The sequence below is a fragment of the Acrocarpospora pleiomorpha genome (genome assembly GCF_009687885.1).
GTDB lineage: Bacteria > Actinomycetota > Actinomycetes > Streptosporangiales > Streptosporangiaceae > Acrocarpospora > Acrocarpospora pleiomorpha.
The window spans coordinates 1-22,090 of the sequence record NZ_BLAF01000061.1 but is presented as its reverse complement, the minus strand read 5'-3'; the positions used below and the strand labels follow the sequence as shown (position 1 = coordinate 22,090).

Annotated in this window: 16 protein-coding genes; 7 read left to right on the top strand and 9 right to left on the bottom strand. The window is 68.4% G+C overall.

The window, feature by feature from the left end; genetic code table 11:
• Positions 1–144: 144 nt before the first annotated feature.
• Positions 145–1,620 (bottom strand): NCS2 family permease, encoded by a 1,476-nt coding sequence (locus tag Aple_RS39265; protein ID WP_155349843.1) that lies wholly within the window; start codon positions 1,618–1,620, stop codon positions 145–147.
• 125 nt (positions 1,621–1,745) lie between these two features.
• Between Aple_RS39265 and Aple_RS39260 the strand changes: the two genes are divergently transcribed.
• The gene (locus Aple_RS39260; RefSeq protein ID WP_155349842.1) at positions 1,746–1,976 is read left to right on the top strand and encodes a DUF2530 domain-containing protein; all 231 of its coding nucleotides are present in this window, start codon (positions 1,746–1,748) and stop codon (positions 1,974–1,976) included.
• 199 nt (positions 1,977–2,175) lie between these two features.
• On the opposite strand, the gene Aple_RS55070 is transcribed toward Aple_RS39260, so the two are convergent.
• Together Aple_RS55070 and Aple_RS39245 are read right to left on the bottom strand one after the other, a co-directional pair.
• Positions 2,176–5,691, bottom strand: a complete 3,516-nt coding sequence (locus Aple_RS55070; RefSeq protein ID WP_246265062.1) for a sacsin N-terminal ATP-binding-like domain-containing protein — start codon at positions 5,689–5,691, stop codon at positions 2,176–2,178.
• 609 nt (positions 5,692–6,300) lie between these two features.
• Complete coding sequence (locus tag Aple_RS39245) at positions 6,301–7,101, bottom strand: DUF3027 domain-containing protein (protein WP_155349841.1); 801 nt, start codon at positions 7,099–7,101, stop codon at positions 6,301–6,303.
• A gap of 186 nt (positions 7,102–7,287) precedes the next feature.
• On the opposite strand from Aple_RS39245, the gene Aple_RS39240 reads away from it, so the two are divergent.
• Positions 7,288–8,595, top strand: coding sequence for an MFS transporter (locus Aple_RS39240; protein WP_246265061.1), 1,308 nt, complete (start codon positions 7,288–7,290; stop codon positions 8,593–8,595).
• Here Aple_RS39240 and Aple_RS39235 read toward each other — a convergent pair.
• Positions 8,592–8,990 (bottom strand): cold-shock protein, encoded by a 399-nt coding sequence (locus Aple_RS39235; protein ID WP_155349839.1) that lies wholly within the window; start codon positions 8,988–8,990, stop codon positions 8,592–8,594. The genes Aple_RS39240 and Aple_RS39235 overlap by 4 nt on opposite strands.
• A 320-nt stretch (positions 8,991–9,310) precedes the next feature.
• On the opposite strand from Aple_RS39235, the gene Aple_RS39230 reads away from it, so the two are divergent.
• A complete protein-coding gene (locus Aple_RS39230; protein ID WP_155349838.1) occupies positions 9,311–9,931 on the top strand; it encodes a TetR/AcrR family transcriptional regulator in 621 nt (206 codons plus the stop codon).
• A 1-nt stretch (position 9,932) separates the two neighbouring features.
• Here Aple_RS39230 and Aple_RS39225 read toward each other — a convergent pair whose 3' ends face one another.
• Positions 9,933–10,778, bottom strand: a complete 846-nt coding sequence (locus Aple_RS39225) for a hypothetical protein (protein ID WP_155349837.1) — start codon at positions 10,776–10,778, stop codon at positions 9,933–9,935.
• A gap of 83 nt (positions 10,779–10,861) precedes the next feature.
• Between Aple_RS39225 and Aple_RS39220 the strand changes: the two genes are divergently transcribed.
• A complete protein-coding gene (locus tag Aple_RS39220; RefSeq protein ID WP_155349836.1) occupies positions 10,862–13,216 on the top strand; it encodes a helicase-associated domain-containing protein in 2,355 nt (784 codons plus the stop codon).
• Between the two features lie 295 nt (positions 13,217–13,511).
• Positions 13,512–15,152, top strand: coding sequence for a DNA repair helicase XPB (locus Aple_RS39215; protein WP_155349835.1), 1,641 nt, complete (start codon positions 13,512–13,514; stop codon positions 15,150–15,152).
• 230 nt (positions 15,153–15,382) lie between these two features.
• On the opposite strand, the gene Aple_RS39210 is transcribed toward Aple_RS39215, so the two are convergent.
• Positions 15,383–15,688, bottom strand: a complete 306-nt coding sequence (locus Aple_RS39210; RefSeq protein WP_155349834.1) for a hypothetical protein — start codon at positions 15,686–15,688, stop codon at positions 15,383–15,385.
• A gap of 190 nt (positions 15,689–15,878) precedes the next feature.
• Between Aple_RS39210 and Aple_RS39205 the strand changes: the two genes are divergently transcribed.
• Positions 15,879–17,909, top strand: coding sequence for a HelD family protein (locus Aple_RS39205; RefSeq protein WP_155349833.1), 2,031 nt, complete (start codon positions 15,879–15,881; stop codon positions 17,907–17,909).
• A gap of 522 nt (positions 17,910–18,431) precedes the next feature.
• On the opposite strand, the gene Aple_RS39200 is transcribed toward Aple_RS39205, so the two are convergent.
• Positions 18,432–18,965, bottom strand: a complete 534-nt coding sequence (locus tag Aple_RS39200) for a hypothetical protein (RefSeq protein ID WP_155349832.1) — start codon at positions 18,963–18,965, stop codon at positions 18,432–18,434.
• A complete protein-coding gene (locus Aple_RS39195; protein ID WP_155349831.1) occupies positions 18,962–20,083 on the bottom strand; it encodes a helix-turn-helix domain-containing protein in 1,122 nt (373 codons plus the stop codon). Before Aple_RS39195 ends, Aple_RS39200 begins: the two co-directional genes overlap by 4 nt.
• A gap of 297 nt (positions 20,084–20,380) precedes the next feature.
• Here Aple_RS39195 and Aple_RS39190 point away from each other — a divergent pair, with 297 nt between their 5' ends.
• On the top strand, positions 20,381–20,806 hold the full coding sequence (locus Aple_RS39190; RefSeq protein ID WP_155349830.1) for a GNAT family N-acetyltransferase: 426 nt from the start codon (positions 20,381–20,383) through the stop codon (positions 20,804–20,806).
• Positions 20,807–21,021: 215 nt separating this feature from the next.
• On the opposite strand, the gene groEL is transcribed toward Aple_RS39190, so the two are convergent.
• The coding region (groEL, locus tag Aple_RS39185; RefSeq protein WP_155349829.1) for a chaperonin GroEL at positions 21,022–22,090 on the bottom strand (1,069 nt) is incomplete at its 5' end.

Below are 22,090 nucleotides of genomic sequence, written 5' to 3'. Positions count from 1 at the left end.
GAGGGGTCAATCTCCAGGCCAGGACGACGGACTAGCGGAGTCCTGACCCCATAAAATATCGGTCTACCTCTGAAACTTTCAGTTACTCTGCCGCAACAGGTACACACGAAGAATCCCCACCGGATTTCCAGTGGGGATTCTCTGTCAGCCGATGTTGAAAAGGATCTTCAGCGGGCCGAGCGCGAAATAGATCACGAACAGGGCCGTGACGACCCAGAGCAGCGGGTGGATCTCGCGCGTCTTGCCCTTGACGGCCTTGATCAGGACATACGCGATGAAGCCCGCGCCGATGCCGTTCGCGATGGAGTACGTGAACGGCATCAGGACGATCGTGAGGAACGCCGGGATGGCGATCTCGTAGTCGGTGAAGTCGATCTCACGGATCGAGGTCATCATCAGGAAGCCGACGACGACCAGCGCGGGAGCCGCGGCCTCGTAGGGAACCACGGCGACGAGCGGGGCCAGGAACATCGTCAGCAGGAAGAGGATGCCGGTGACCACGCTGGCCAGGCCGGTACGGGCGCCTTCACCGACACCCGCGGCCGATTCGATGTAGGTGGTGTTGGAGGAGACAGAACCGGCGCCTCCGGCCGCGGCGGCGACGGAGTCCACCAGCAGGATCTCGCGGGTCTTGGGCAGGGTGCCGTCCTGCTGAATCAGGTCGGCCTGCTTGCCGACGCCGACGATGGTGCCCATCGTGTCGAAGAAGTCGGTGATCAGCAGGGTGAAGACGAGCAGGATCGCCAGCACGACGGAGATCTTGGAGAACGCGCCGAACAAGCTGAACTGGCCGAGCAGACCGAGGCTCGGAACGTCGACGATGTCGCCGATGGACGGGAGGGCGGGCACGTTCAGGCCCCAGCCCTGCGGGTTCGGCTGGCCGTTGACCAGGGACGGGCCCGCGTCGGCGAACAGCTCCACGATGATCGCGAAGATGGTGGTGGCGACGATGCCGATCAGGATCGCGCCCCTCATCTTGCGGGCCACCAGCAGCGCGGTGGTGAGCAGACCGACCACGAAGACCAGGATCGGCCAACTGGTCAGAGCGCCACCGATGCCCAGCTCGATCGGGGGCGCCGGGGCGGCCGTCTTGCGCACGAAGCCCGCGTCCACGAAGCCGATCAACGCGATGAACAGGCCGATTCCGACCGAGATGGCCGTCTTCAGGCTGTTGGGGATGGCGTGGAAGACGGCTGTCCTGAATCCGGTCAGCACCAGCAGCAGGATGATCAGGCCTTCCAGGACGACCAGGCCCATCGCGTCTTCCCACGACATCTGGGTGGCGATGCCGTACGTCACGAAGGCGTTCAGGCCGAGACCGGCCGCGAGCGCGAACGGGACATTGGCCACCAGGCCCATCAGGATGGTCAGCAGTCCGGCCACGAAAGCGGTGGCCACCGCGACCAGCGGGAGGTTCGGAGCGCTGCCGTCGCCGAGGAACTGGCCGTCCGCGTCCTTGACGGTGCCGATGATGATCGGGTTCAGGACGACGATGTAGGCCATGGTGAAGAACGTGGCGAGACCGCCGCGCACTTCGGTTCCGACCGTTGAGCCACGGTCGGAGATCTTGAAGTACTTATCGAGAAAACTGGCACTTTGGGGGGTTTGGGTGACACTCACGCGCGCAGAGTGACACCCATTACCAGCTGCGAAAAGACCCAGTAGAGCGAAGTGATTCTTTCGTGATCGATTCGTGTACGGCTTGCGCTCATCCACCCGTTGACCTGGTCGCCTAGGCTGAGCTGATGAAGCCGCCACGCAAACCAGACCCGGAGCCGCTCCAGACCAACGACAGCGCCACCATCCTCGCCGGCATCGGTCTCTGGGCGATCGCCCTCGTTGTCCTCCTCATCATCCGCCCAGCTCAGAGCTGGTGGATCTGGACCTGCGTGGCCGGAATGGGCATGGGCGGTTTCGGTCTCATCTACGTCTACCGCCGCGATCAGCGAGAGCGCTCACGCGATGCGGCGAAGTAGCAACGCAACAAAGCCGAGCCCGCCACGGAAGCCACATGTCGCGATGCTCGATCGCGGCCACGCGGGCAGCGTCGCTGTCCGGACCCGGGTGATCGTGCGCCCAGCGAAGCAGCGATCCGGTCCATGACCATTCATAGGCATCCATGACCCTGTCAACTCGGCCAGGCAGCGATCAACCCAAACCGACCGACAACGGGTATCAACTGTCCAGGTCGGCTTCGGCTAGGAGTAGGGGGACGCGTTCGGGGTCGCGGAGGAGGGCTGCGACGGCCAGGCGGTCGCCCCATTGGCCGGATGCCCAGGCGAGGCCGCGGGCTAGGCCTTCGATGCTGGAGGCGTGGACTTTGCCGTCGAAGAAGCGCCAGGGGATCGGTTTGCCGTCGACGAGGAGTTCTTCGTGGGCGATGTAGGTGGAGGGGGCGGTGGGGAGAAGGGTGTGGACTTGAGGGGGGACCGGGCGTTCTGTGCCGGTTGAGGTGACGTCGCCGGTGACGATCTCGCCTACCAGGGGGAGGTCGAGGACTTCGGAGAGGGCTTCGGCCAGGTCGAAGGGGGCCAGGATCAGGGGGCGGTCGGCCACCAGGGCCAGGAGGTCGGGGGCTTCGACGATGACGGGCTCGCCTGCCGGGGAGTCGGGGCCGGGGATGGAGTCGCCCGCTCGGGACCCGGACACGGCGTCGCCCGCTCGAGGGCCGGATGCCGCGTCGCCGGCCCGAGCCGCTTCGTCCGCTTGGGAGCCGGGGGTGGGCTCGCCTGGGGGAGAAATGAGGACGTGGCCGTCTTCCGCGTCGGTGACGACGATCGTGCCGTTGAGGATGGAGCGGACGGCTGAAGGCGGGCGGACGCGGGAGGGGTCCACTCCGGCGATGGCCATCCAGAGGGCGCGCAGTTGGGGGCGGTCGAGTTCGATGGCGGGGTCGGCCATGAGGTCGAGGAGTTCTTCCGGGCCGCCGTGCGAAGCCAGCAGGTCCGGCAGGGTGGAACGGACGCCGATCATGGTCAGCGCGGTTTCGTCCACGTCTGCGGGAGCGTCGGCGTACAGGCCGAACAGGAGCGGGTCGCCGGACGGGAGGCGCAGGGAGGTCGGGGGTTTGCCGTCCAGGACCGGATTCCGGGAGAGCCACCAGGCCGTGTACGAGGGGACTTCGACGACCTCGCCCGCCACCAGGACGCGGAGCGGGAGGAGTGCGGCGCGCAGGGGCGGCCGGGACAGCAGGGCGAGGGCGGCGCGCCAGTCGGCGACATACTCCAGGTCGCGGATGGCGGTGAATTCGCGGGCCACGGGCGGCACGTCGAATTCGGGGAGCAGGTCGAGGATCGCGTCGAGCCACTCGTCCTCGCGGTCGAGGTCGTGGTCGCATTCGTCCGGGTCGAGCAGGACGTCGGAGTTGTTGACGACGGCGAACCCGTCGAGCACGCCCGCCGCGGCGAGAACCCGGGAGCCGTATTTCTCGACCAGGTCGGGGGCGGCGAAAGGCGCTTCCAGGTCGATGAGCTTGGCCAGGTCGCCGCCTTCCAGCAGCAGCTCACCGGCGGTGTAGACAGCGCCGTCCGCGCCGCGAAGCGCGAGTTCGGCCAGCCAGGGCGCCTCCCCGGCCGACAACCCGGCCGCGTCCACGAGCGCGAGCACGGCCTGCGCGACCGGCTCGGGATCCGCACTTCCGGCCGATTCGGTCACGGCCGCATGCGTGATCGGGTCCTCCAGGACGGTGCGGGGAGTGGCCTCGCCCGCACCCAGGCGGAGCAGCAGCGGGTGCGCCGCATCCGGATGCACGATACGCAACCCCAGCGGAGCCAGCGCGGCCGGATCGAGCCCGCCTTCCGTCAGCAGCAGCGTGCCCCGTGCCCCCCGGACCAGCCGCCCATCGGCCAGCGGCACCGCGATCGCCCCGATCGCCTCCGGATCGTCAGCGGGCAGCACCTCATACAGCGACCGCCACCAGGAGGGTTCCCGATCGGCCACCTCGTCCCCCGACAACATGTCGACGACGTCGGCCAACTCCACCCGCCGCACACCCAGCGTGGTCAACGCCGGACGCCGCGACGGCCACCCCGCAGGCAACAGCCCCGGCACCATGTCCGCGACCTTCTCCAAAAACTCCCCAGCCCCCGCGACCGCCCGAGCCTCCCGCCCAGCAACAACAAACGACCCACCGCCGGAAGCGCTAGGTGAGGCAGAGCTTGACCCACTCACACCATCACGCGACCCACCGAGTGACCCATCGCCGGAGACGCCGGACGAGGCAGAGGTTGACGCGCTCACCCCGTCACGTGACCCACCGAGTGACCCATCGCCGGAGACGCTGGGCAAGGCAGGGCTTGACGTGCTCACCCCGTCACGTGACCCGCCGGGCGAGCCGTCTCGCGGCCCGCCGGACGCGCTGAGCGACCCATCCGTCTCTGTCGCGAGTTGGGACATTCGCTGATATGCATCGCTTCCGGAAGGAAGATCCGTGGCCCAGCGACGATTCAATGTGGCCCGGAACTGGTCCTCGCCATCTGGATCCGCAGGAGCGGACAGCGCGGGAAGCAGCGGCGCCCCGGGCAGCAGCCCGACGATCTCCCGGCGGATGGCCGCGTCGAGTTCTCCCTTGCCCAGCATGCCCGGCACCAGGTCAAGCAGCCGGGGAGTGCGCGGCAGTTGCCGCAGCAGCAGCACATACAGTTCGGCGGCGCGACGGATGAGGAAGTCGGTCAGCGGGCCGGTTGCCACGTGCCGCCGGTCGGTCGCCAACGGGAAGGTGGCGATCAACAAGGCGGGCAGGTCGAGCGGTTCCTCACTCGGTGTGGGCGCATGGATGACGGCCGGAACGTCCCTCGGCAACGGCCGCGGCTCACCGGCCGAACCCGATTCGCGATCGACGGCCAAGCCACCGGTCGACGTCGCCGGGATCTGAACGACGGGGACGGCCCAGCGGACCTGCCAGAACGGGCGGGCGCGTTCCTCGGTGGGGCGGTCGGCGTAGAGTTCCGCGATCTGTTCGGGGGTGAAGGAGCCGGAACCGGTGATGACGTGCCAGCCGTCGGCGGTGACCGTGCGGACATCGCCGTCGAGTTCGATCTCGATGACGGAGAGGGCGGGCATCACGAGCGGGAGGGCCGGGCTGGTCTCCTCCAGCATCTGACGGACGGCCTGTTCGGCGACCTTGTCGCGGAGCGGGAGCCGCACCAGAGTCTCGAAGCCGTCGGGGATGGGCGCGGGTTCCATCGGGAACGGCAGGCGCAGGAGTGGGACATGTCCGGCGCGGTCGGTCAGTTCAGTACTGAGGGTGGACTGGGCGGCGACCAGGGCGCTGGTCTCCTCGCGGGACCAGCGGACTCCGCCGGTCGAGCGGGAGTACACCGACGGCGAGTCACAAACCGATACGACAGCGGCAAAACCCACACCGAAACGGCCAGCCGCGCCGATCTCATCGCGTTTCGCCGAAACCCGCAGGGTGGACAGCCCCTCGACACCGGCCGCGTCCAGCGGAGCGCCGGTGTTGACCGCCTCCAGGACGCCATCACGCAAGGACAGCCGCAGCCGCCCGGGAACCCCCGCGCGCAGAGCGGCGTCGGCCGCATTCTGCGCGAGCTCGACGATCAGCCGATCACGATACCCGCCGAGCGCGAAGTCCTCTTCGGCGTTGGCATCCTCCCGGAATCGGGCAGGAGAGGCAGCCCAAGCGGCGAGAACAGTCTCGCGCAGGCGCGTGGTGCCGAAGAAGTCGTTCATTTCACGCTCTCGGAAGGGGGCTGACACAGCGAACGTAGGTTAGCGCCCCGGCCCGACATTCCTCGCCTCAGCCAAGATCTTCGTCAACGTCATTTCACCCGATGCTTCTCATTCGTCTGGGATCCCGGCAACTTCTGCCCATCCCAATGCCTCCCAGCAGAGCAGACTCCGTCGGGCCGCATGCCGGGAGTCGGAGCCGTCCCGAGTTCCGGCGACTACTGCCCATGCCAACGCTTCCCAGCAGAGCAGACGTCAAGTGCCATCCGGGGTTCCGGCGGCCTCCGCCCCACGTACTTCCCAGCGGAGCAGATGCCGGGAGTCGGAGCCGTCTCGGGTTCCGGCAGCTGACCCCAACGCCTCCCAAGTGCCCGATTCATCCGGAAACCCGCGCAGCTTCCACCCAGTACTTATCAACAGAACAGATGCCGGAAGTCAGAGCCGTCCGAGGCTCCGGCGGCTACTGCTCATCCCAACGCTTCCCAGCAGAGCAGACGTCAAGCGTCCGATTTCATCCGGGGTTCCCCATCCCACGTACTCCCATAGAGCAGATGTCAGGAGCCGGAGCCGACCGAGGTTCCGGCGGCGAATCTCAACGCTTCTGAGGAGATGTCAGGCGTCCGGTTCGTCCGGGGTTTTGGGGGCCTCGGCGCTTTCGTCGGCGGGCATTGGGTCGTAGCCGAGGTCGTCGAGGATGGGCTGGGCCTGGTCAGGGGTCATGGAGGGGACCGTCGTCGCCTCCGAGTGAGCGCCGCAACCGTGATCGGCGGCGACGACGCGGCCGTCGTCAGGCGCGTACTCATTGGCACAGACCCCGAACCCGAGCCGCAACGCTCCCGCCAGCGGCCAGTAGAACCCGCACGTCGAGCACTGCGCGGGCGCGGCGGCGGCGAGCGGCGTGTCGGGGCCGGGGTCGCCGTTGTGCCAGCGCTGGACGGCCAGGTCACGCCCTATGGCGGACAGGACCCGAGCCCGGCCCAGACCGTACTCAAAAATCATCTGGTGGTCGGTGTCGTCGTCGGTTTCGGTGAAGCCGGGGGCCAGCCGGTCGTCGTCCGCCTCGGCGGGGAGCAGATCGCCCACGCCCAGGTCGCCGGGGCGGAGCCGCTGGTTCCACGGCACCCAGGTCGGCGCGAGCAACGCACCGCTCCCCGGCAGCAGCACCGTCTCACTTATCGTGACATTTCGGGCACGCGACGCGCGCGCGACGGTAATCGCCCAGCGCCAGCCCTGATAGGCCCGATCCAGACAGGCGAAATAATGGGTGACGACCCGGTCGCCCTCGCTGTCAAAGCCCAGGTGTTCGCCCACCTCGCCGGGCCTGGCGATCTCCTCGGCGCCCAGCCTGGCCAGGTCGACGGCGGCGGCGCAGGCCTGGTCGGCTGCCGAGCTTCTGATCCGGGTGCGACTCACACTTTATTTTCACCCACGCCAGGAGCGGACAGCACCCGACTCGGTCAGTAAGACTGGATTTTCGAACGTACGGGGAAGGGAGCACCACCTGTGGCGGGTGTTTGGGAGCGGGTTCGGCGCGCAGGTCGGGGGACTGCCCGCGCGAGCCGTACCGCCGCGGGGGCGACGGCCCGAGCGGGAAAGTCGGTGGCCAGGACCGGACGGCGGGTCGGGCAGGCGACCCGGCGGCTGACCTACGCGCAAGGCGCGGGACGCACCGGTCTGGGCAGATTGATCGAGCTGACGGCGGCGCACAGCGCGGGGGACGCCTTCATCACCGTCTCCCTGGCGGGAGCGCTGTTCTTCGGCCTGCCGGTCGGCCAAGCGCGCGGCCAGGTGGCCCTCTACTTGCTCATCACGATGGTCCCGTTCACGGTGGTCGCCCCTTTTGTCGGCCCAGTTCTCGACCGATTCCGGTCCGGACGCCGCTATGTCATGGCAGGCACCCTCTTCGCCAGAGGTCTCCTCTGCTGGGGCATGGCCTCCTCGGTCGTGTACGGCGACACGCTGTCCCTCTTCCCCGCCGCCCTGGCCGTCCTCGTCCTGTCCAAGGCCTACAACGTCTCCCGCGCCGCGATCATGCCGAGCGTGCTCCCCGCCGACATCACGCTGGTCACCGCCAACGCCAGAGTCGCCCTGTTCGCCCTGGTCGCGGCCGGCGGCGCGGCGGCCACCGCGGCGGGGCTGACCGCCTGGATCGGCGCGGAATGGGTGCTGCGCGGCGCGATGGCGCTGTTCCTGGTCTGCGGCGTCGTCGCGGTACGGCTCCCGCGCCACGTCGACTCCCCCGAACAGGACGAGGACACCCCAGCCCCGCACTGGCGCACCTGGTTCAACGTCGGCCCGGTCGTCGGCGAGGCCATGCGGGCGAACGCCGCGATCCGCGTGCAAGCCGGCTTCCTGGTGTTCTTCCTGCTCTTCCTGGTCCAGGACAAGCACCTGCCCGGCCTCGCGCCCGAGATCACGATCGGCCTGCTGGCCGCCGCCGCGGGCGGCGGCGGCCTGATGGGCGCGGCCGTCGCCTCCTGGGCCAAGTCACGCTCCCCGCAGCTGATCGTCCTGGCCACACTGGCGCTGACCACGATCACCACGATCGTGGCCGCCTTCTACTTCACCCTGTGGACGGCCGTCGCCGTCGCCCTGGTCGGCGCGTTCGCGCAGGGCCTGGGCAAGCTCGCCCTGGACGCCATCGTGCAGCGCGAGATCGGCGAGGAGGTGCTCTCCTCCACCTTCGGCGTGGTCGAGGCGCTGCTCCAGATCGCCTGGGTGTTCGGCGGCCTGATCGGGCTGATGTTGTCGCTGTTCGTCCACGGCCCCGCCGGTTTCACGGTGATGGCGGTGGTGCTGGGGCTCTCGCTCGGCTGGGTGATCGCGAGCAGGCGCAGACGGCTCCGCGCCAAACCGGTACGGCTCCCCGCACCAACGGACACGAAGCCGCTGACCAATCCGTTCTAACCGTCGATGTCGTCCGCGACGGCCCGCAGCACGCTCGCCACCTTCTTGGCGTGCACCGGGTCGGGCTGCTTGCCCTTCTGGTAGGACGTCGAGATGTCGTCCAGCAGCTTGATCAGGTCTTCGACGATGACGACCATCTCGTCCGGCTTCTTGCGCTTGCCCTTCGGCCGGGCGGTTTTGGCGAGCGTCGGCGGCTGCTCCAGGACCCGTACGGACAGGGCCTGCTGCCCGCGGCGGCCCTCCGCGACGCCGAACTCGACCTTCTGTCCTGGCTTGAGGACATCCACGCCTTTGGGCAACGCGGATGAATGCACGAAGACCTCACCGCCGTCGTCGCGGGTGAGGAAACCGAAACCCTTGGTCTCGTCGTACCACTTGACCTTGCCGCTGGGCACAGGAGTGACCTCGTTCAGACTGTCGTGAAAGGAATGGATGTAGGTTATGCCCACTGCGGCGGCATGGGACCGCCGGAACGCCTGGAAATTACGCCCGAATCGCCGTCGACGCGGCGGTCTGGCGGGTCACCACGGCGATGGCCGCGGCGGCCCGGTCTCGCCTCGTGGACGACGTTTCCGGTGGAGTGCACTCGTACAGGATGCCAAAACGGATACGTCTACGGGTAACCGGTTTATCCGCGAAAGCGGCCACTTATCAATGGGGCTACGGCGGAAACATTGACCGTCTACGCTGGGTGGCGGAGGTAGGCGGCATTCCCATGAGCAGATCCACGCGCGAGCGGATCATCGACGAGGCCCTGCGGCTGTTCGCCGAGCGGGGTTACGCGGCCACGTCGGTGGCCGAGATCGAGGCCGCCTCGGGTCTGTCGCCCGGCGCCGGCGGGCTCTACCGGCACTTCAAGTCCAAGTACGAGGTGCTCGCCGCCGCCATGACCGAGCACGCCACCAGGACCAGGCTGCAGATCGCCGAGGCGCTCGCCGAGGTGCACGCGGTCGGCCCGACCGTCGCGGTCGAGGAGCGCCTGGCCCAGCTGTGCCGGTCCGGCCTGGCCAAGGTCCGCGAGGAGAGCGAGCTGACCCGGGTCTTCTTCCGCGATCTGAGCCAGTTCCCCGAGCTGGTGGGCGTGGTCCGCGAGGGCCTGCTGCAGCCCATGTTCGACTCGATCACGACCTGGTTCCAGGCGCAGCCGGAATACCGGGAGGCCGGCCTGGACTGGTCCGGGATCGGCGCGGTCCTGGGCGGCGCCGTGGTCCACTACCGCCTCTTCGAGGAGACCGTGGGGGAACCTCCCGGCCGCGCGGACAGGGACAGGTTCGTGGCTTCCTGGGTACGGCTCGCGCTCGGCCTGCTGCCCCAGCCCGCGGCCGCGGCCGTCTGAGCTACCGCGTCACCCGGAGCGTGCGGGACGGCGGCGCCGGAGGCGGGTCGAACAGGCGGTAGATCAGCCAGGTCACCCCGGCCGCCGTGCCGATGATGAACATGACCCCGCTGACGCCGTGGAACTCGATGAGGAACCTGGGGAGATCGCCCTGGAAGCGGAGCAGGGCGAGCCCGGCGCCGCCGAACAGGTAGGCGGCGACCGGCGCGGACAGGCCGATCAGCCGGTCGTTGAACACCCAGCCCTCGCTGGCCAGCACGACCACCGCGCCCACCGCCCAGATCAGCCCCGGCACCGGGAAGATCGCCACGGTCGGCAGGCGGAACGGGACGAGCAGGGCGGCGAGCACGAAAAGCCCGAGCCCGATCGTCTCCCTGCGGTTGTTGGCGAAGATCGACCAGGCGTCCTTGCCGTCGGTGGCCATCGGGTTCCCGCCCGCCATCGCGGCGTCGCGGATCCGGCTGAACGCGGACGGCTTGCGCCCGCCCCTGTCCGCCAGGTGCCGGCGCGCCTCCTGCCGGTAGTGCATGACCCCGGGCGGCGTGGGCGTCGAGCGGCGTCGGGGCGGCTCGGCGTCGTCCACGGGGAACACCCGGGTCTGCGGGGACTCGCCGGATTGCCCTGCCAATCGGCGTGCTTCGCGGTCGACCAGCTGTTCAGGGGTGCCGAACCTGGCCAGGATCCTGGCCACGGCCTTGGCATCCTCGCTGCCGGCGCGCTCCTCGTCCACCCGCTCGCGAACCCGGCGGACGAAGTCGAGCCGCTGCTCTGGCCGCATCCGGCCGTGGGCCGCGTCCGCGACCTTGCTGACGAACTCCAGGACGAGCTGGTCGGCGCGCTCGATCACGCACGCCAGTCTGCCCCAGCGCCCGGAAGTACGCGACTGTTGCCCGCGAAATCCTGTCGGTCGCTGCTCATACGATGGAAGTAATGAGCGAGACGTTCACTGAGTGGCTGCGCAGCCGAACCGACGAGCAGCTGCGCGCCCTCGCCATGTCCCGCCCTGAACTGATCACCCCGGTCCCCGCCCATGTGACCGGTCTGGCCTCCCGCGCGGGAACCCCGTCGGCGTTGGGCCGCGCGCTGGACCGGCTCGACCGTTTCGCTCTCGCGGTGGCCGAGACCCTGGCGCTCAGCCCGGGCCCGCTCCCCGATCTCCGCGCCCGATTGCTCCGGTGTGGTGCGGGTTCCGCCAGCGAGGTCGACCAAGCCCTAGACAGGGCCCTGGAGCGCCTGAGAACCATGGCCCTGGTCCACGGGTCGGACCCGGCGTTGCGGCTCGCCCCTGGCGTTACAGCGGCTCTGGATCCTCCTGCCGGACTCGGCCCCCCGGTCGCCGACGTCTTCCGGCACCACGCCCCGGAGGCCGTCGAGGTCATATTGGAGGACATATCCGCTCCGGGCAGGGGCGCGCCCCGCGACCGGCTGGCGAAGCTGTTCGCCGACCCCGCCAACGTGCGGCGGCTATTGGGCGAAATTTCACCACAAGCCAGGGCAGCGCTCGACGAGCTCGCCTGGGGACCGTCCAGCGGGCGGGTGCCGAACGCGCGCCGGGAGGTCCGGCTGGCCGGCGCCCAGTCGCCGATCGAGGAGTTGCTGGCGCGCGGCCTGCTCGGCGCCACCGGCGAGGAGAGCGTGGCGCTGCCGCGCGAGGTCGGGCTCGTGCTGCGCGACGGCTGCCTGCATCGTGACCTGTCGCCGGTTCCGCCGTCGCTCGACGGCATCCCCCGCGACCAGGACCGCGCCGACCGCACGGCGGCGGGCCAGGCGTTCGGCTTCGTGCGCTCAGTCGAGGAACTGTGCGAGTTGTGGAGCGTCGAGGCTCCTGGGGTGTTGCGGACGGGCGGTCTGGCCGTGCGGGATCTGAAGCGGACCGCGCAGTCGCTGGACGTGCCCGAATGGGCGGCGGCGTTCATCGTGGAGATCACCCACGCGGCCGGGTTGATCGCCTCGGGCGGGTCGGTCGACGGGGAGTGGCTGCCGACGTCCGGCTACGACACCTGGCGGGTCAGGGCGACCGAGGATCGCTGGGGAACGCTGGCCGCGGCCTGGCTGACCTCGGACCGGGCGCCGGGGCTCGCGGGGGGCCGCGACGAGAAGGATCGCCTGCTGAACGCTCTCCACCCCGACCTGCGCAGGTCGGCCGCCGCCGAGGTGCGCGGCAAGACCCTCGCGGTCCTCGTCTCGGCTGAGCCCGGCCTGGCTCCCTCAGCCGAGTCAGTGCTGGATCGCCTGGCTTGGGAGCAACCACGCCGCCGCGGCGGCTTCCGTACCGAATTCACCGAGTTCACCCTGCGCGAGGCCGAGCTCATCGGCGTGACCGGGCTCGGCGCGATGTCCATGCACGGACGGGCGCTGCTCGACGGCGGCCGAACCGACGCGGCCGCGGCGCTGGCCCCGCTCCTCCCGGAACCCGTCGACCGGGTGCTGCTCCAGGCGGACCTCACCGCCGTCGCGCCCGGCCCGCTCACCAGCGAGCTCGGCCGCTGGCTGGCCCTCGCCGCCGACATCGAGTCCAAGGGCGGCGCGACCGTCTACCGGTTCTCGGAAAGCTCGATCCGCCGCGTCCTGGACGCGGGGCAGTCCGCCAGCGAACTCCTCGCCATGCTGGAACGCCACTCCGCGACCCCCGTCCCGCAACCTCTCACCTATCTCGTCGGCGACGTGGCCCGCCGCCACGGCCGCCTCAGGGTCGGGACGGCGTCGGCGTACATCCGCTGCGACGACCCCGCCGTCCTGGAAGAGGTCCTCGCCGACCGCCGCTCGAACGCGTTGCGGCTGCGCCGCCTGGCCCCCACCGTGGTGGCCTCCAAGACCTCCCGGGCGACTCTGATCGACTCGCTCCGCGCCATGGGTTACGCGCCCGTCGCCGAGTCCCTGGACGGCGACGTCGTGATCTCCCGGCCCAACGCGCGCAGGACCGAGAGCCCGCCGGCCCGGGCCGTCAACGGCTTCCACGGCCCCGAACCCGAAGTCGTCGCCGCCGCCATCCGCGCCATCCGGGCCGGGGACGCCGCCCACCTGTCCCGCCTCGAACCCCGCGACGAACCCGACGGCGCCGTCCCCCGCTCCCCCGCCACCGCGACCATCACCGCCCTCCAGGAGGCCATCCGCCAGGGCACCCGCGTCTGGATCGGCTACCTCGACTCGCAGGGCCAGGCGACCAGCCGGATCCTCGAACCCGCGCGAATGGAGGGCGGCTACCTCACCGCGTACGACGAGACCCGCGCCGCCATCCACCGCTTCGCGTTGCATCGCATCACCGGAGTGGCGGACGTGAAATAAATTCCGTTGTCGTCGGATGATTCGTCAGGCAGAGTCATTACCAATCCGCGAGAACTTTCCGCGTCATGTCAGGAAAGACGACTTCTCCGGAAACGGCTATTCCATGGTCTGCCGGCAGAGGTTGGATTGGCGACTGACCTTCATGATCGGCGAGATGGGTTCCACACATGTCGTGACGTGTCGTGGTATGTGTGGACCCATCGGCTCTGGGCCTGCGACCAGTAGTGAGCAAAGTGGGACTCATTCCGGCTGCCCAGGTGTTGGATAGGCGGTACGCCGGAGATGGGGGACACCTGTGAATGACGGCCCGTTGATCGTTCAGTCGGACAAGACCTTGCTGCTCGAAGTGGATCACGAGCGGGCCGACGAGTGCAGGAAGGCGATCGCGCCGTTCGCCGAGCTGGAGCGCGCGCCCGAGCACGTGCACACCTACCGCGTGACGCCGCTGGCGCTGTGGAACGCCCGCGCCGCCGGGCACGACGCCGAGCAGGTGATCGACGCCCTGATCAGCTTCAGCCGCTACCCCGTGCCACACGCGCTGCTCGTGGACGTGGCCGAGACCATGGCCCGGTACGGCCGCCTCAAGCTGGACAAACACCCCGCCAACGGCCTGGTCCTCACCAGCACCGACCGAGCCGTCCTGGAGGAGGTGCTGCGCTCCAGGAAGATCCAGCCGATGCTCGGCGAGCGCCTCTCCGACGACACGGTGATCGTTCATCCCAGCGAGCGCGGCAACATCAAGCAGGCCCTGCTCAAGCTGGGCTGGCCGGCCGAGGACCTGGCCGGATACGTGGACGGCGAGGCCCACCCGATCCTGCTCACCGAGGAGGGCTGGGAGCTTCGCTCCTACCAGCGGGAGGCGGCCGACGCGTTCTGGCACGGCGGCTCCGGCGTGGTCGTGCTGCCGTGTGGCGCGGGCAAGACCATCGTCGGCGCGGCGGCCATGGCCCGGGCGCAGGCGACCACGCTGATCCTGGTGACCAACACGGTGAGCGTGCACCAGTGGAAGCAGGAGCTGCTCAAACGCACCTCGCTGACCGCCGACGAGATCGGCGAGTACACGGGGACCAAGAAGGAGATCCGCCCGATCACCATCGCCACCTACCAGGTCATGACGGCCAAGCGGCAGGGGACGTACCGGCATCTGGAGCTTTTCGACGCCCGCGACTGGGGGCTGATCATCTACGACGAGGTGCACCTGCTGCCCGCGCCGATCTTCCGGATGACCGCCGACCTGCAGGCCCGCCGCCGGGTCGGCCTGACCGCCACCCTGGTACGCGAGGACGGCCGGGAAGGCGATGTGTTCTCCCTGATCGGCCCGAAACGGTATGACGCGCCGTGGAAGGAGATGGAGAACCAGGGCTGGATCGCCCCCGCCGACTGCGTCGAGGTCCGGGTCACCCTCACCGACGAGGAACGCCTCGCCTACGCGATGTCCGACAACGAGGAGCGGTATCGCTTCTGCGCGACCACCCCGTCCAAGACCCGCGTCACCGAGGCCCTGGTGCGGCGTCACGCGGGCGAGCAGGTCCTGGTCATCGGACAGTACATCGACCAGCTCGACGAGCTCGCCGCGCATCTGGACGCTCCGGTCATCAAGGGCGAGACCCGGGTGCGCGAGCGGGAACGCCTCTTCCAGGCATTCCGCGACAAGGAGATCCAGGTCCTGGTCGTGTCGAAGGTGGCCAACTTCTCCATCGACCTGCCGGAGGCGGCGGTGGCCATCCAGGTCTCCGGGACGTTCGGGTCACGGCAGGAGGAGGCGCAGCGTCTCGGGCGGGTGCTGCGGCCGAAGGCCAGTGGGGGCGGCGCGCGGTTCTACTCGGTGGTGAGCCGGGACACAGTAGATCAGGAGTTCGCCGCGCATCGGCAGCGATTCCTCGCGGAACAGGGCTATGCGTACCAGATCATCGACGCCGACGACGTCCTGACATGACAAACCCGGCGGGGCGCACCCCGCCGGGCAACAATAGTTATGTCCACGAAATTCCGCCGGCCCGAGTCAACCGCATCACCCCCTCGCGCCTTGGCCCCCTCAGCCAAGAATTACCAGACAAGCCCGGTTCCGGGCATACCCCTATTGTCCAACCTAATCACACGATTTGCGCATCTTTTTCGCGCATTTCCCATGCCGATTCAATAAGGTTTCGCAGGGTATTCGGGAGATTACTGCGCGGCCATCCCGCCCACGAACAGCACCCCTTCGGCCACCACCCACGCCACCAGCGCGACCGGTAGCAACCCCGCCCGCCGGGTCACCCAGGCCCCCACGGTGGCACTCGCCGCGATCACCGCGAACACCCCCGAAACCGTGGAAACCATGTCAAGCCGCTGCGCGCACGCCTTGCGGCTCTCCCCGTCGGAGCAGAACGCCTCAAGTCCCCACCCCGCGAACACCGACAACCCCCACAAGGCGGCGAGCAACAAGCTCGCGACCATCGGTATCACCGGCGACACCCACGTCCGCGTCATCCCTACCAGGTACCCGGGCAAAGAAACGACAACACCCGCCTCCTGGGAAACTCCCCGAACGCTTGGTCGGCTTTAGTCGGAGAACACCTGGTCAGCGTGCCGGAAACTCGGTTGGTGTCTTCCTCGCGCATGAGTAAGCTCTTGTGTTTCGCTGCCTTGACCACCACCGACACCCGACAGGAGCTCCGGCATGCCCGCCCACCAGCTGGCCCCCGACATACTCGCGGCGGAACGGGAACATCTCGCGATCTCCCGCGCCGCCCTCACCGCGATGCGCGTACACGCCCAGTCGCTCTCCTCCGACGCGGCCGGCGACTGGGTCTCCCGGCAGGTCCTGCAGGGCCTGCTCGACCAGCGGGTGGCCGCCCTCGCCGACCACCCCGACACCCCGCTCTTCTTCGGCCGCCTGGATCGCGGTACGGCTCCCGCCGACGAACTCCCGGGAACACTCCACGTCGGCCGGCGACACGTGCACGACGGAGCGGGCCAGGCGCTCGTCATCGACTGGCGCGCCCCCGTCTCCCGGGCGTTCTACCAGGCCAGCCCCGCCGAGCCGATGGGCGTCTCGCGGCGGCGCCGGTTCGGCTACCAGGCCGGGGAACTCACCGCCTTCGAGGACGAGGACCTCGCCCACGGCGGCACGCTCGGCACCTCCAAGATCCTCACCGACGAGATCGAACGCCCCCGCACCGGCCCGATGCGCGACATCGTCGCCACCATCCAGCCCGACCAGGACGAGATCGTCCGCGCCGACCTGGGCGTGACCGTCTGCGTCCAAGGCGCCCCCGGCACCGGCAAGACCGCCGTCGGCCTGCACCGCGCCGCCTACCTGCTGTTCACCCACCGCGAGAAGCTGTCCCGCTCCGGCGTGATGATCGTGGGCCCGAACCGCGCCTTCCTGTCCTACATCTCCTCGGTGCTGCCCGCCCTCGGCGAGGTCAAGGTCGACCAGACCACCGTGGCCGGCATCCTCGGCGACCACGCCCACCCCGAGGACCCCGCGATCGCCACCATCAAGGCCGACGCCCGGATGGCGCCCGTGCTCAGGCGCGCCCTCTGGCTGCACGTCACCAAGCCCGAGGAAGGCGTACTGGTCACCCGGGGCGTCAACCGCTACCGCGTCGCCGACTACGAAGTCCGCGAGATCGTGGCCGCCCTGCGCGGCACAACCCGCTACAACCCCGGGCGTACGGCCCTGGCCCAGCGGCTGGCCCACGCGATCCTGGTCCAGATGGAACGCCGCGGCGAATCCCCCGACGACCGCGTCCAGGACGCCGTCGCCCGCTCCAAGCCCGTCAAGCAGGTCATCGACCAGACGTGGCCCAAACTCACGCCGGAACAGGTCCTGCACCGCCTGCTGAGCGACCCCGCCTTCCTCGCCCAGGCCGCCAAATCCGACCTGACCCCGCTGGAGCAGCAGGCCCTGCTGTGGCCCAAGCCCGCCAAGTCGTTCCGCTCGGCCAAATGGACCGCCGCCGACGCCGCCCTCCTCGACGAACTCGCCGACCTGATGGACCGCACCCCGTCCCATGGCCACCTGGTGGTCGACGAGGCCCAGGACCTGTCCGCGATGCAACTGCGCGCCCTCGGCCGCCGCTGCCGCACCGGCTCCGCCACCATCCTCGGCGACCTGGCCCAGGGCACCACCCCCTGGTCGGCCCGCTCCTGGCAGACCGTCCTGCACCACCTCGGCTTCGAAAAGGACTCACAACGCTCCGGCGGCACCGAAACCGCCATCACCGAACTCACCCTCGGCTTCCGCGTCCCCCGCGAAGTCCTCGACTACGCCGCCCGCCTCCTCCCCGCCATCGCCCCCGACCTGGCCCCACCCCGCTCCCTCCGCCCCGGCCCCGGCTCCCTAACCATCCACCAAACCAACGACCTCGGCTCGGCCCTAACCCAAACCATCACTCAAACCCTCACCCGCGAGGGCTCCATCGGCGTCATCACCCCCGACTCCCTAACCACTGAAATCTCCACCACCCTCACCCTCCCCCACGCGATCCTCACCCCCGACACACCCACAGACCACCGAGTCCTCCTCATCCCCGCCACCCTGGCCAAAGGCCTCGAATACGACCACGTAATCCTGGTAGACCCCACCACCATCACCACCGCAGAACCCCAGGGCCTCTCCCGCCTGTACGTCGCCCTAACCCGCGCCGTAACAACCCTGACGATCCTCCACACCACCCCGCTCCCTCCCGAACTAGCCCACTAAACCCCAACAACACAAAGCCCTCCGAACATGGGTTCGGAGGGCTAACGTCCAGCAACGAAGAACACACAGGGAGTCCGCGCCTCCCTAACCCCCCAAGAAAGGCTTACCCCGGGGGGCTTGAGTCAGAGGCGTCCCCGGGGCGTACGTTCTCGCCCAACGTGCGGGAAGGGCTTGCCCCAGGGAGCTTGACTCAGCGGCTCATCCTGGGGCGTCCGGCACACATAGTAGCGAGTCATGAACGGTTCGGAATATCGAATCAGTGGATATCTCCCGCTCCAGACTCATCGTCCGTCGGTTTCGGCGGGACATGATCTGTGGATCTTCAGGGCAGGTGCCGCATCCCCTGGCACATCGCTACCTGCCGGCAATCTGGCGGGGCGTTCGTGGGCATGATCTGTGGTCGCCGGGCAGAGGTTGCGTGCCCCGGCACGGGTTCCCGCTGGGCGCTCCGGCGGGTCATTCGTGGGCATGATCTGTGGTTTCCCTGGGCAAGACGCCGCATCCCTGGGCGGCCTGAGCGGGTCAAAGATCTGTAGGACGCAGCGCCAGTCGGAGTGATCTGCCTGCGTGACTCATTTTGTGGAGTAACTCGAAGCCTTCGTCTCGGGTACAGCAGCCGTCCTGGATGCCCTCGGAGATCAGATCTCTCGTGTCTCGGGTGGTTATCCCCTGACGCCGGGCGTATTCGGCCGCATCCCGGTCGTCGGTGATCCAGAAGGATGTGTTGAACTCTGGGCCGTGCAATATCACGTAGCAGGTCTGGGCTTCACCAAGATGTTTCAGCGGCTCGCGATGCGATCCACCGAATGCCGCCCGGCGGATCTGATCGATGTGCTTGATCGCCGTTGGGTCGTCGATTTCGATCGGATCCCCGAGCCAGCCATCACGTGCGATGTTGTCCAGGTCAGGATAGATGCGCGCAGAGCGCGTCGCCTCGTAGGCGATCGCTTCCGTCCATCGTCCGCGACCGCGCAGGATCGCCTCCAGCAGATCCAATCCGGAAACGCACGCGAAGTTGCAGAGGACGGTGTTGTCAGGGAACCAATAGTGGGTCATGGGGAGAGGGGAGATTCCTCTCTAGCTCCGTCCATTGCCGCGCGAATGGTTGCGGTCTCGGTGCCCAGGAGGTTGGCGAAGGGGCGAAGTGTGGTCTTGCCGTCCCGGTATGCCTGAAATGAGGTGCGCAGGAGGGGAACGGGGAGTCGGGGCTGGCCGGCTGTGGCGAGCCACTCCCAGTAGGAGTCCAGGCGGTTGGTCAGGACGGCAGCGTCCAGTGAACGCATGCGCACGAAAGCGTCACACTGCCGGCGATCGATCAGTCCGAGGTTGTAGAGACGCCAGGCGAGGTTGACCGGGGAGACCCACAAGTCGCAGGCGAGCGATGCGAACGAGTGGTCTGACCAGGTGATGCGTCCGGCTTCTTCCTCGAGCAATTCCTGCGGGAGAAGGAATCGGGTGGCGAAAGCGTTGGCTTTGATCTCGGAGGGTTTCTTCTTGTGGGCGGTGTCGCTGAGGTCGGGGTCCAGGTGCAGGCCTTGGTCGTCGCGCGCGAGTAGATGGCCGAGCTCGTGTGCGATAGTGAATCTCTGGCGCGCGGGGATATCCGAGGTGCCCACGACCATGAGGCGGGAATTGTCGTCGGCCCAGCTCAGGCCCTCGTAGCCGCGAGGAAAGCGCATGATGCGAACATCGATCCCGAAGACGCCTTCCACCACCGTGCTCAGGTCTCGAACCCGCCACGGCTCAACGCCCCGATCCGCCGCCCGCGCGAGTGCCAGTTCCGCCAACCGGTGACCTTGATCGATGGATAGCCCGCGCTGCGGAACCGCGTCCAACACCGTGCTCGGCTGGCGGTAGCCAAGGGAAGCCAGATCCGACCAATGCTGGGCGAGTCGATCAGCCTCCGCGATCGCCTGCGCTTCCGATGTCGCAGCCGATTCACGGGTCCGAGCCGCCAGCGCGGGCACCGACTTGTCGACGCCAAGCAACCAGTCGACGGTTACGTCGCCGACATCGGCGATACGCGCCAGTTCCAACGAGGTGAAACGTCGAACCCCGTTCATCGACTTGGAGAACTTGGACGCGTCGAGCCCCGCCTTGGCCGCGAATGCGGCCTGATTGAGCCCGCTCCCCGCAATCAGCCGCTGGATACGCTCAACTGTCTCCCCAAGCATGAATCGACCCTATGTTTGAATCGCGAAAATCGCAACTGTCAAGTGGACGAATGGTCCAATACGTATCAGACAGAGGCACGAGGCACCCCATCTTGGGGAGAACCTGCTGACCGTTGCAGCCTGGCTTGGGCCGAATGCACCAGGTAGTCGGCCATGGGCCCATGTTCACGCCGAATGCGGGCGCCCTACCTCCTGACCGCGAACGCGTCCCAGGTGAACGGGGGTTTGGCACGCACTGAGCGTCCCAGTCCTGACCATCGTGACCAGTAGGTCGGGCGATCGCGTTAGGGTCCGGCTGTGGACGATGAGCTTGTGATTCGTTGTGGCCATGAAGAGGACATCGCGGCAGTGCTGGAATTCTGGGTTCGGGCGGCTGAGGGGACCGATCGGCATGATGACCCGGCGAAAGTAGCGGCGCTGATCGAGCGGGACCCCGAGTCCTTGCTGATCGCCGAGATTGGCGGTGTGCTGGTGGGGACGTTGATCGCAGGGTGGGATGGCTGGCGGGCGCACCTCTACCGGCTCGCGGTGGACCCGGCGTTCCGTCAGCGTGGCATCGCGTCAGCTCTGATCGGGACGGCCGAGAAGCGGTTTACGGGCTTCGCCGCGTTCCGCGTGGACGCCATGGTGCTTCACGAGAACGAACTCGCCCATCATGCCTGGAAGGCAGCGGGCTACGGAGCACAGCCGGAGTGGGGCCGCTGGGTCAAAGCGCTGGAGTGAGGGGGCCTATGCCAGGGCTCTGGCGCACATTCTGTGAGCGACGCCGTGGATCGCTCATCCGGGCTGCTATGACCTGGGACGACAGGCCTCACAGAACTCACTGGATCGCCCGTGCTTGTTGGCCTCACGGAATTGGTGCCAGATCCCATGCCGGGCGTACACACAAAAAGGCGGTCCCGAGGTGGGACCGCCTGATCGTGGGAGGTGGGACCTGGTTAGAAGTCCATGTCTCCGCCGCCGGGCATGCCGCCGCCGGCCGGAGCAGGGTTCTTCTCCGGCTTCTCGGCGATGACGGCCTCGGTGGTCAGGAAGAGCGCCGCGATGGAGGCGGCGTTCTGCAGGGCGGAGCGGGTGACCTTGGCCGGGTCGATGATGCCGGTGTCGAACATGTTCACGTACTCACCGGTGGCGGCGTTGAGGCCCTCGCCGGGGGTGAGGTTGCGGACCTTCTCCACCACGACGCCGCCTTCGAGGCCGGCGTTGACGGCGATCTGCTTGAGGGGCTCCTCAAGCGCCTTCTTGACGATCGCGGCACCGGTGGCCTCGTCGCCGAGGAGCTCGAGCTTGTCGAACGCCTTGGCGCTGGCCTGGAGCAGCGCGACGCCGCCGCCGGGGACGATGCCCTCCTCGACGGCCGCCTTGGCGTTGCGGACGGCGTCCTCGATGCGGTGCTTGCGCTCCTTGAGCTCGACCTCGGTGGCCGCGCCCGCCTTGATGACGGCGACGCCGCCGGCGAGCTTGGCGAGGCGCTCCTGGAGCTTCTCGCGGTCGTAGTCCGAGTCGGTGTTCTCGATCTCGGCGCGGATCTGGTTGACCCGGCCGGCGATCGCCTCGGCGTCACCGGCGCCGTCCACGATGGTGGTCTCGTCCTTGGTGACGACGACCTTGCGGGCCTTGCCGAGCACGTCGAGGGTGGCGGACTCGAGCTTGAGGCCGACCTCCTCGCTGACGACCTGGCCGCCGGTGAGGGTGGCGATGTCGCCCAGCATGGCCTTGCGGCGGTCGCCGAAGCCGGGGGCCTTGACGGCCACCGAGCGGAACAGGCCGCGGATCTTGTTGACCACCAGGGTGGCGAGGGCCTCGCCCTCGACGTCCTCAGCGATGATCAGGAGCGGCTTGCCGGCCTGGACGACCTTGTCGAGCAGGGGCAGCAGGTCCTTGTTGGCCGAGACCTTGGAGTTGACCACGAGAATGTAGGGGTCCTCCAGGACCGCCTCCATGCGCTCGGGGTCGGTCACGAAGTAACCCGAGTTGTAGCCCTTGTCGAAGCGCATACCCTCGGTC

Bases quoted from the DNA above. Each gene is read 5' to 3' on its own strand.
- Aple_RS39260 (WP_155349842.1), top strand. From the start codon at position 1,746: ATGAAGCCGCCACGCAAACCAGACCCGGAGCCGCTCCAGACCAACGAC.
- Aple_RS55070 (WP_246265062.1), bottom strand. From the start codon at position 5,691: ATGAACGACTTCTTCGGCACCACGCGCCTGCGCGAGACTGTTCTCGCC.
- Aple_RS39230 (WP_155349838.1), top strand. From the start codon at position 9,311: ATGAGCAGATCCACGCGCGAGCGGATCATCGACGAGGCCCTGCGGCTG.
- Aple_RS39220 (WP_155349836.1), top strand. From the start codon at position 10,862: ATGAGCGAGACGTTCACTGAGTGGCTGCGCAGCCGAACCGACGAGCAG.
- Aple_RS39210 (WP_155349834.1), bottom strand. From the start codon at position 15,688: ATGACGCGGACGTGGGTGTCGCCGGTGATACCGATGGTCGCGAGCTTG.
- Aple_RS39205 (WP_155349833.1), top strand. From the start codon at position 15,879: ATGCCCGCCCACCAGCTGGCCCCCGACATACTCGCGGCGGAACGGGAA.
- Aple_RS39200 (WP_155349832.1), bottom strand. From the start codon at position 18,965: ATGACCCACTATTGGTTCCCTGACAACACCGTCCTCTGCAACTTCGCG.
- Aple_RS39195 (WP_155349831.1), bottom strand. From the start codon at position 20,083: ATGCTTGGGGAGACAGTTGAGCGTATCCAGCGGCTGATTGCGGGGAGC.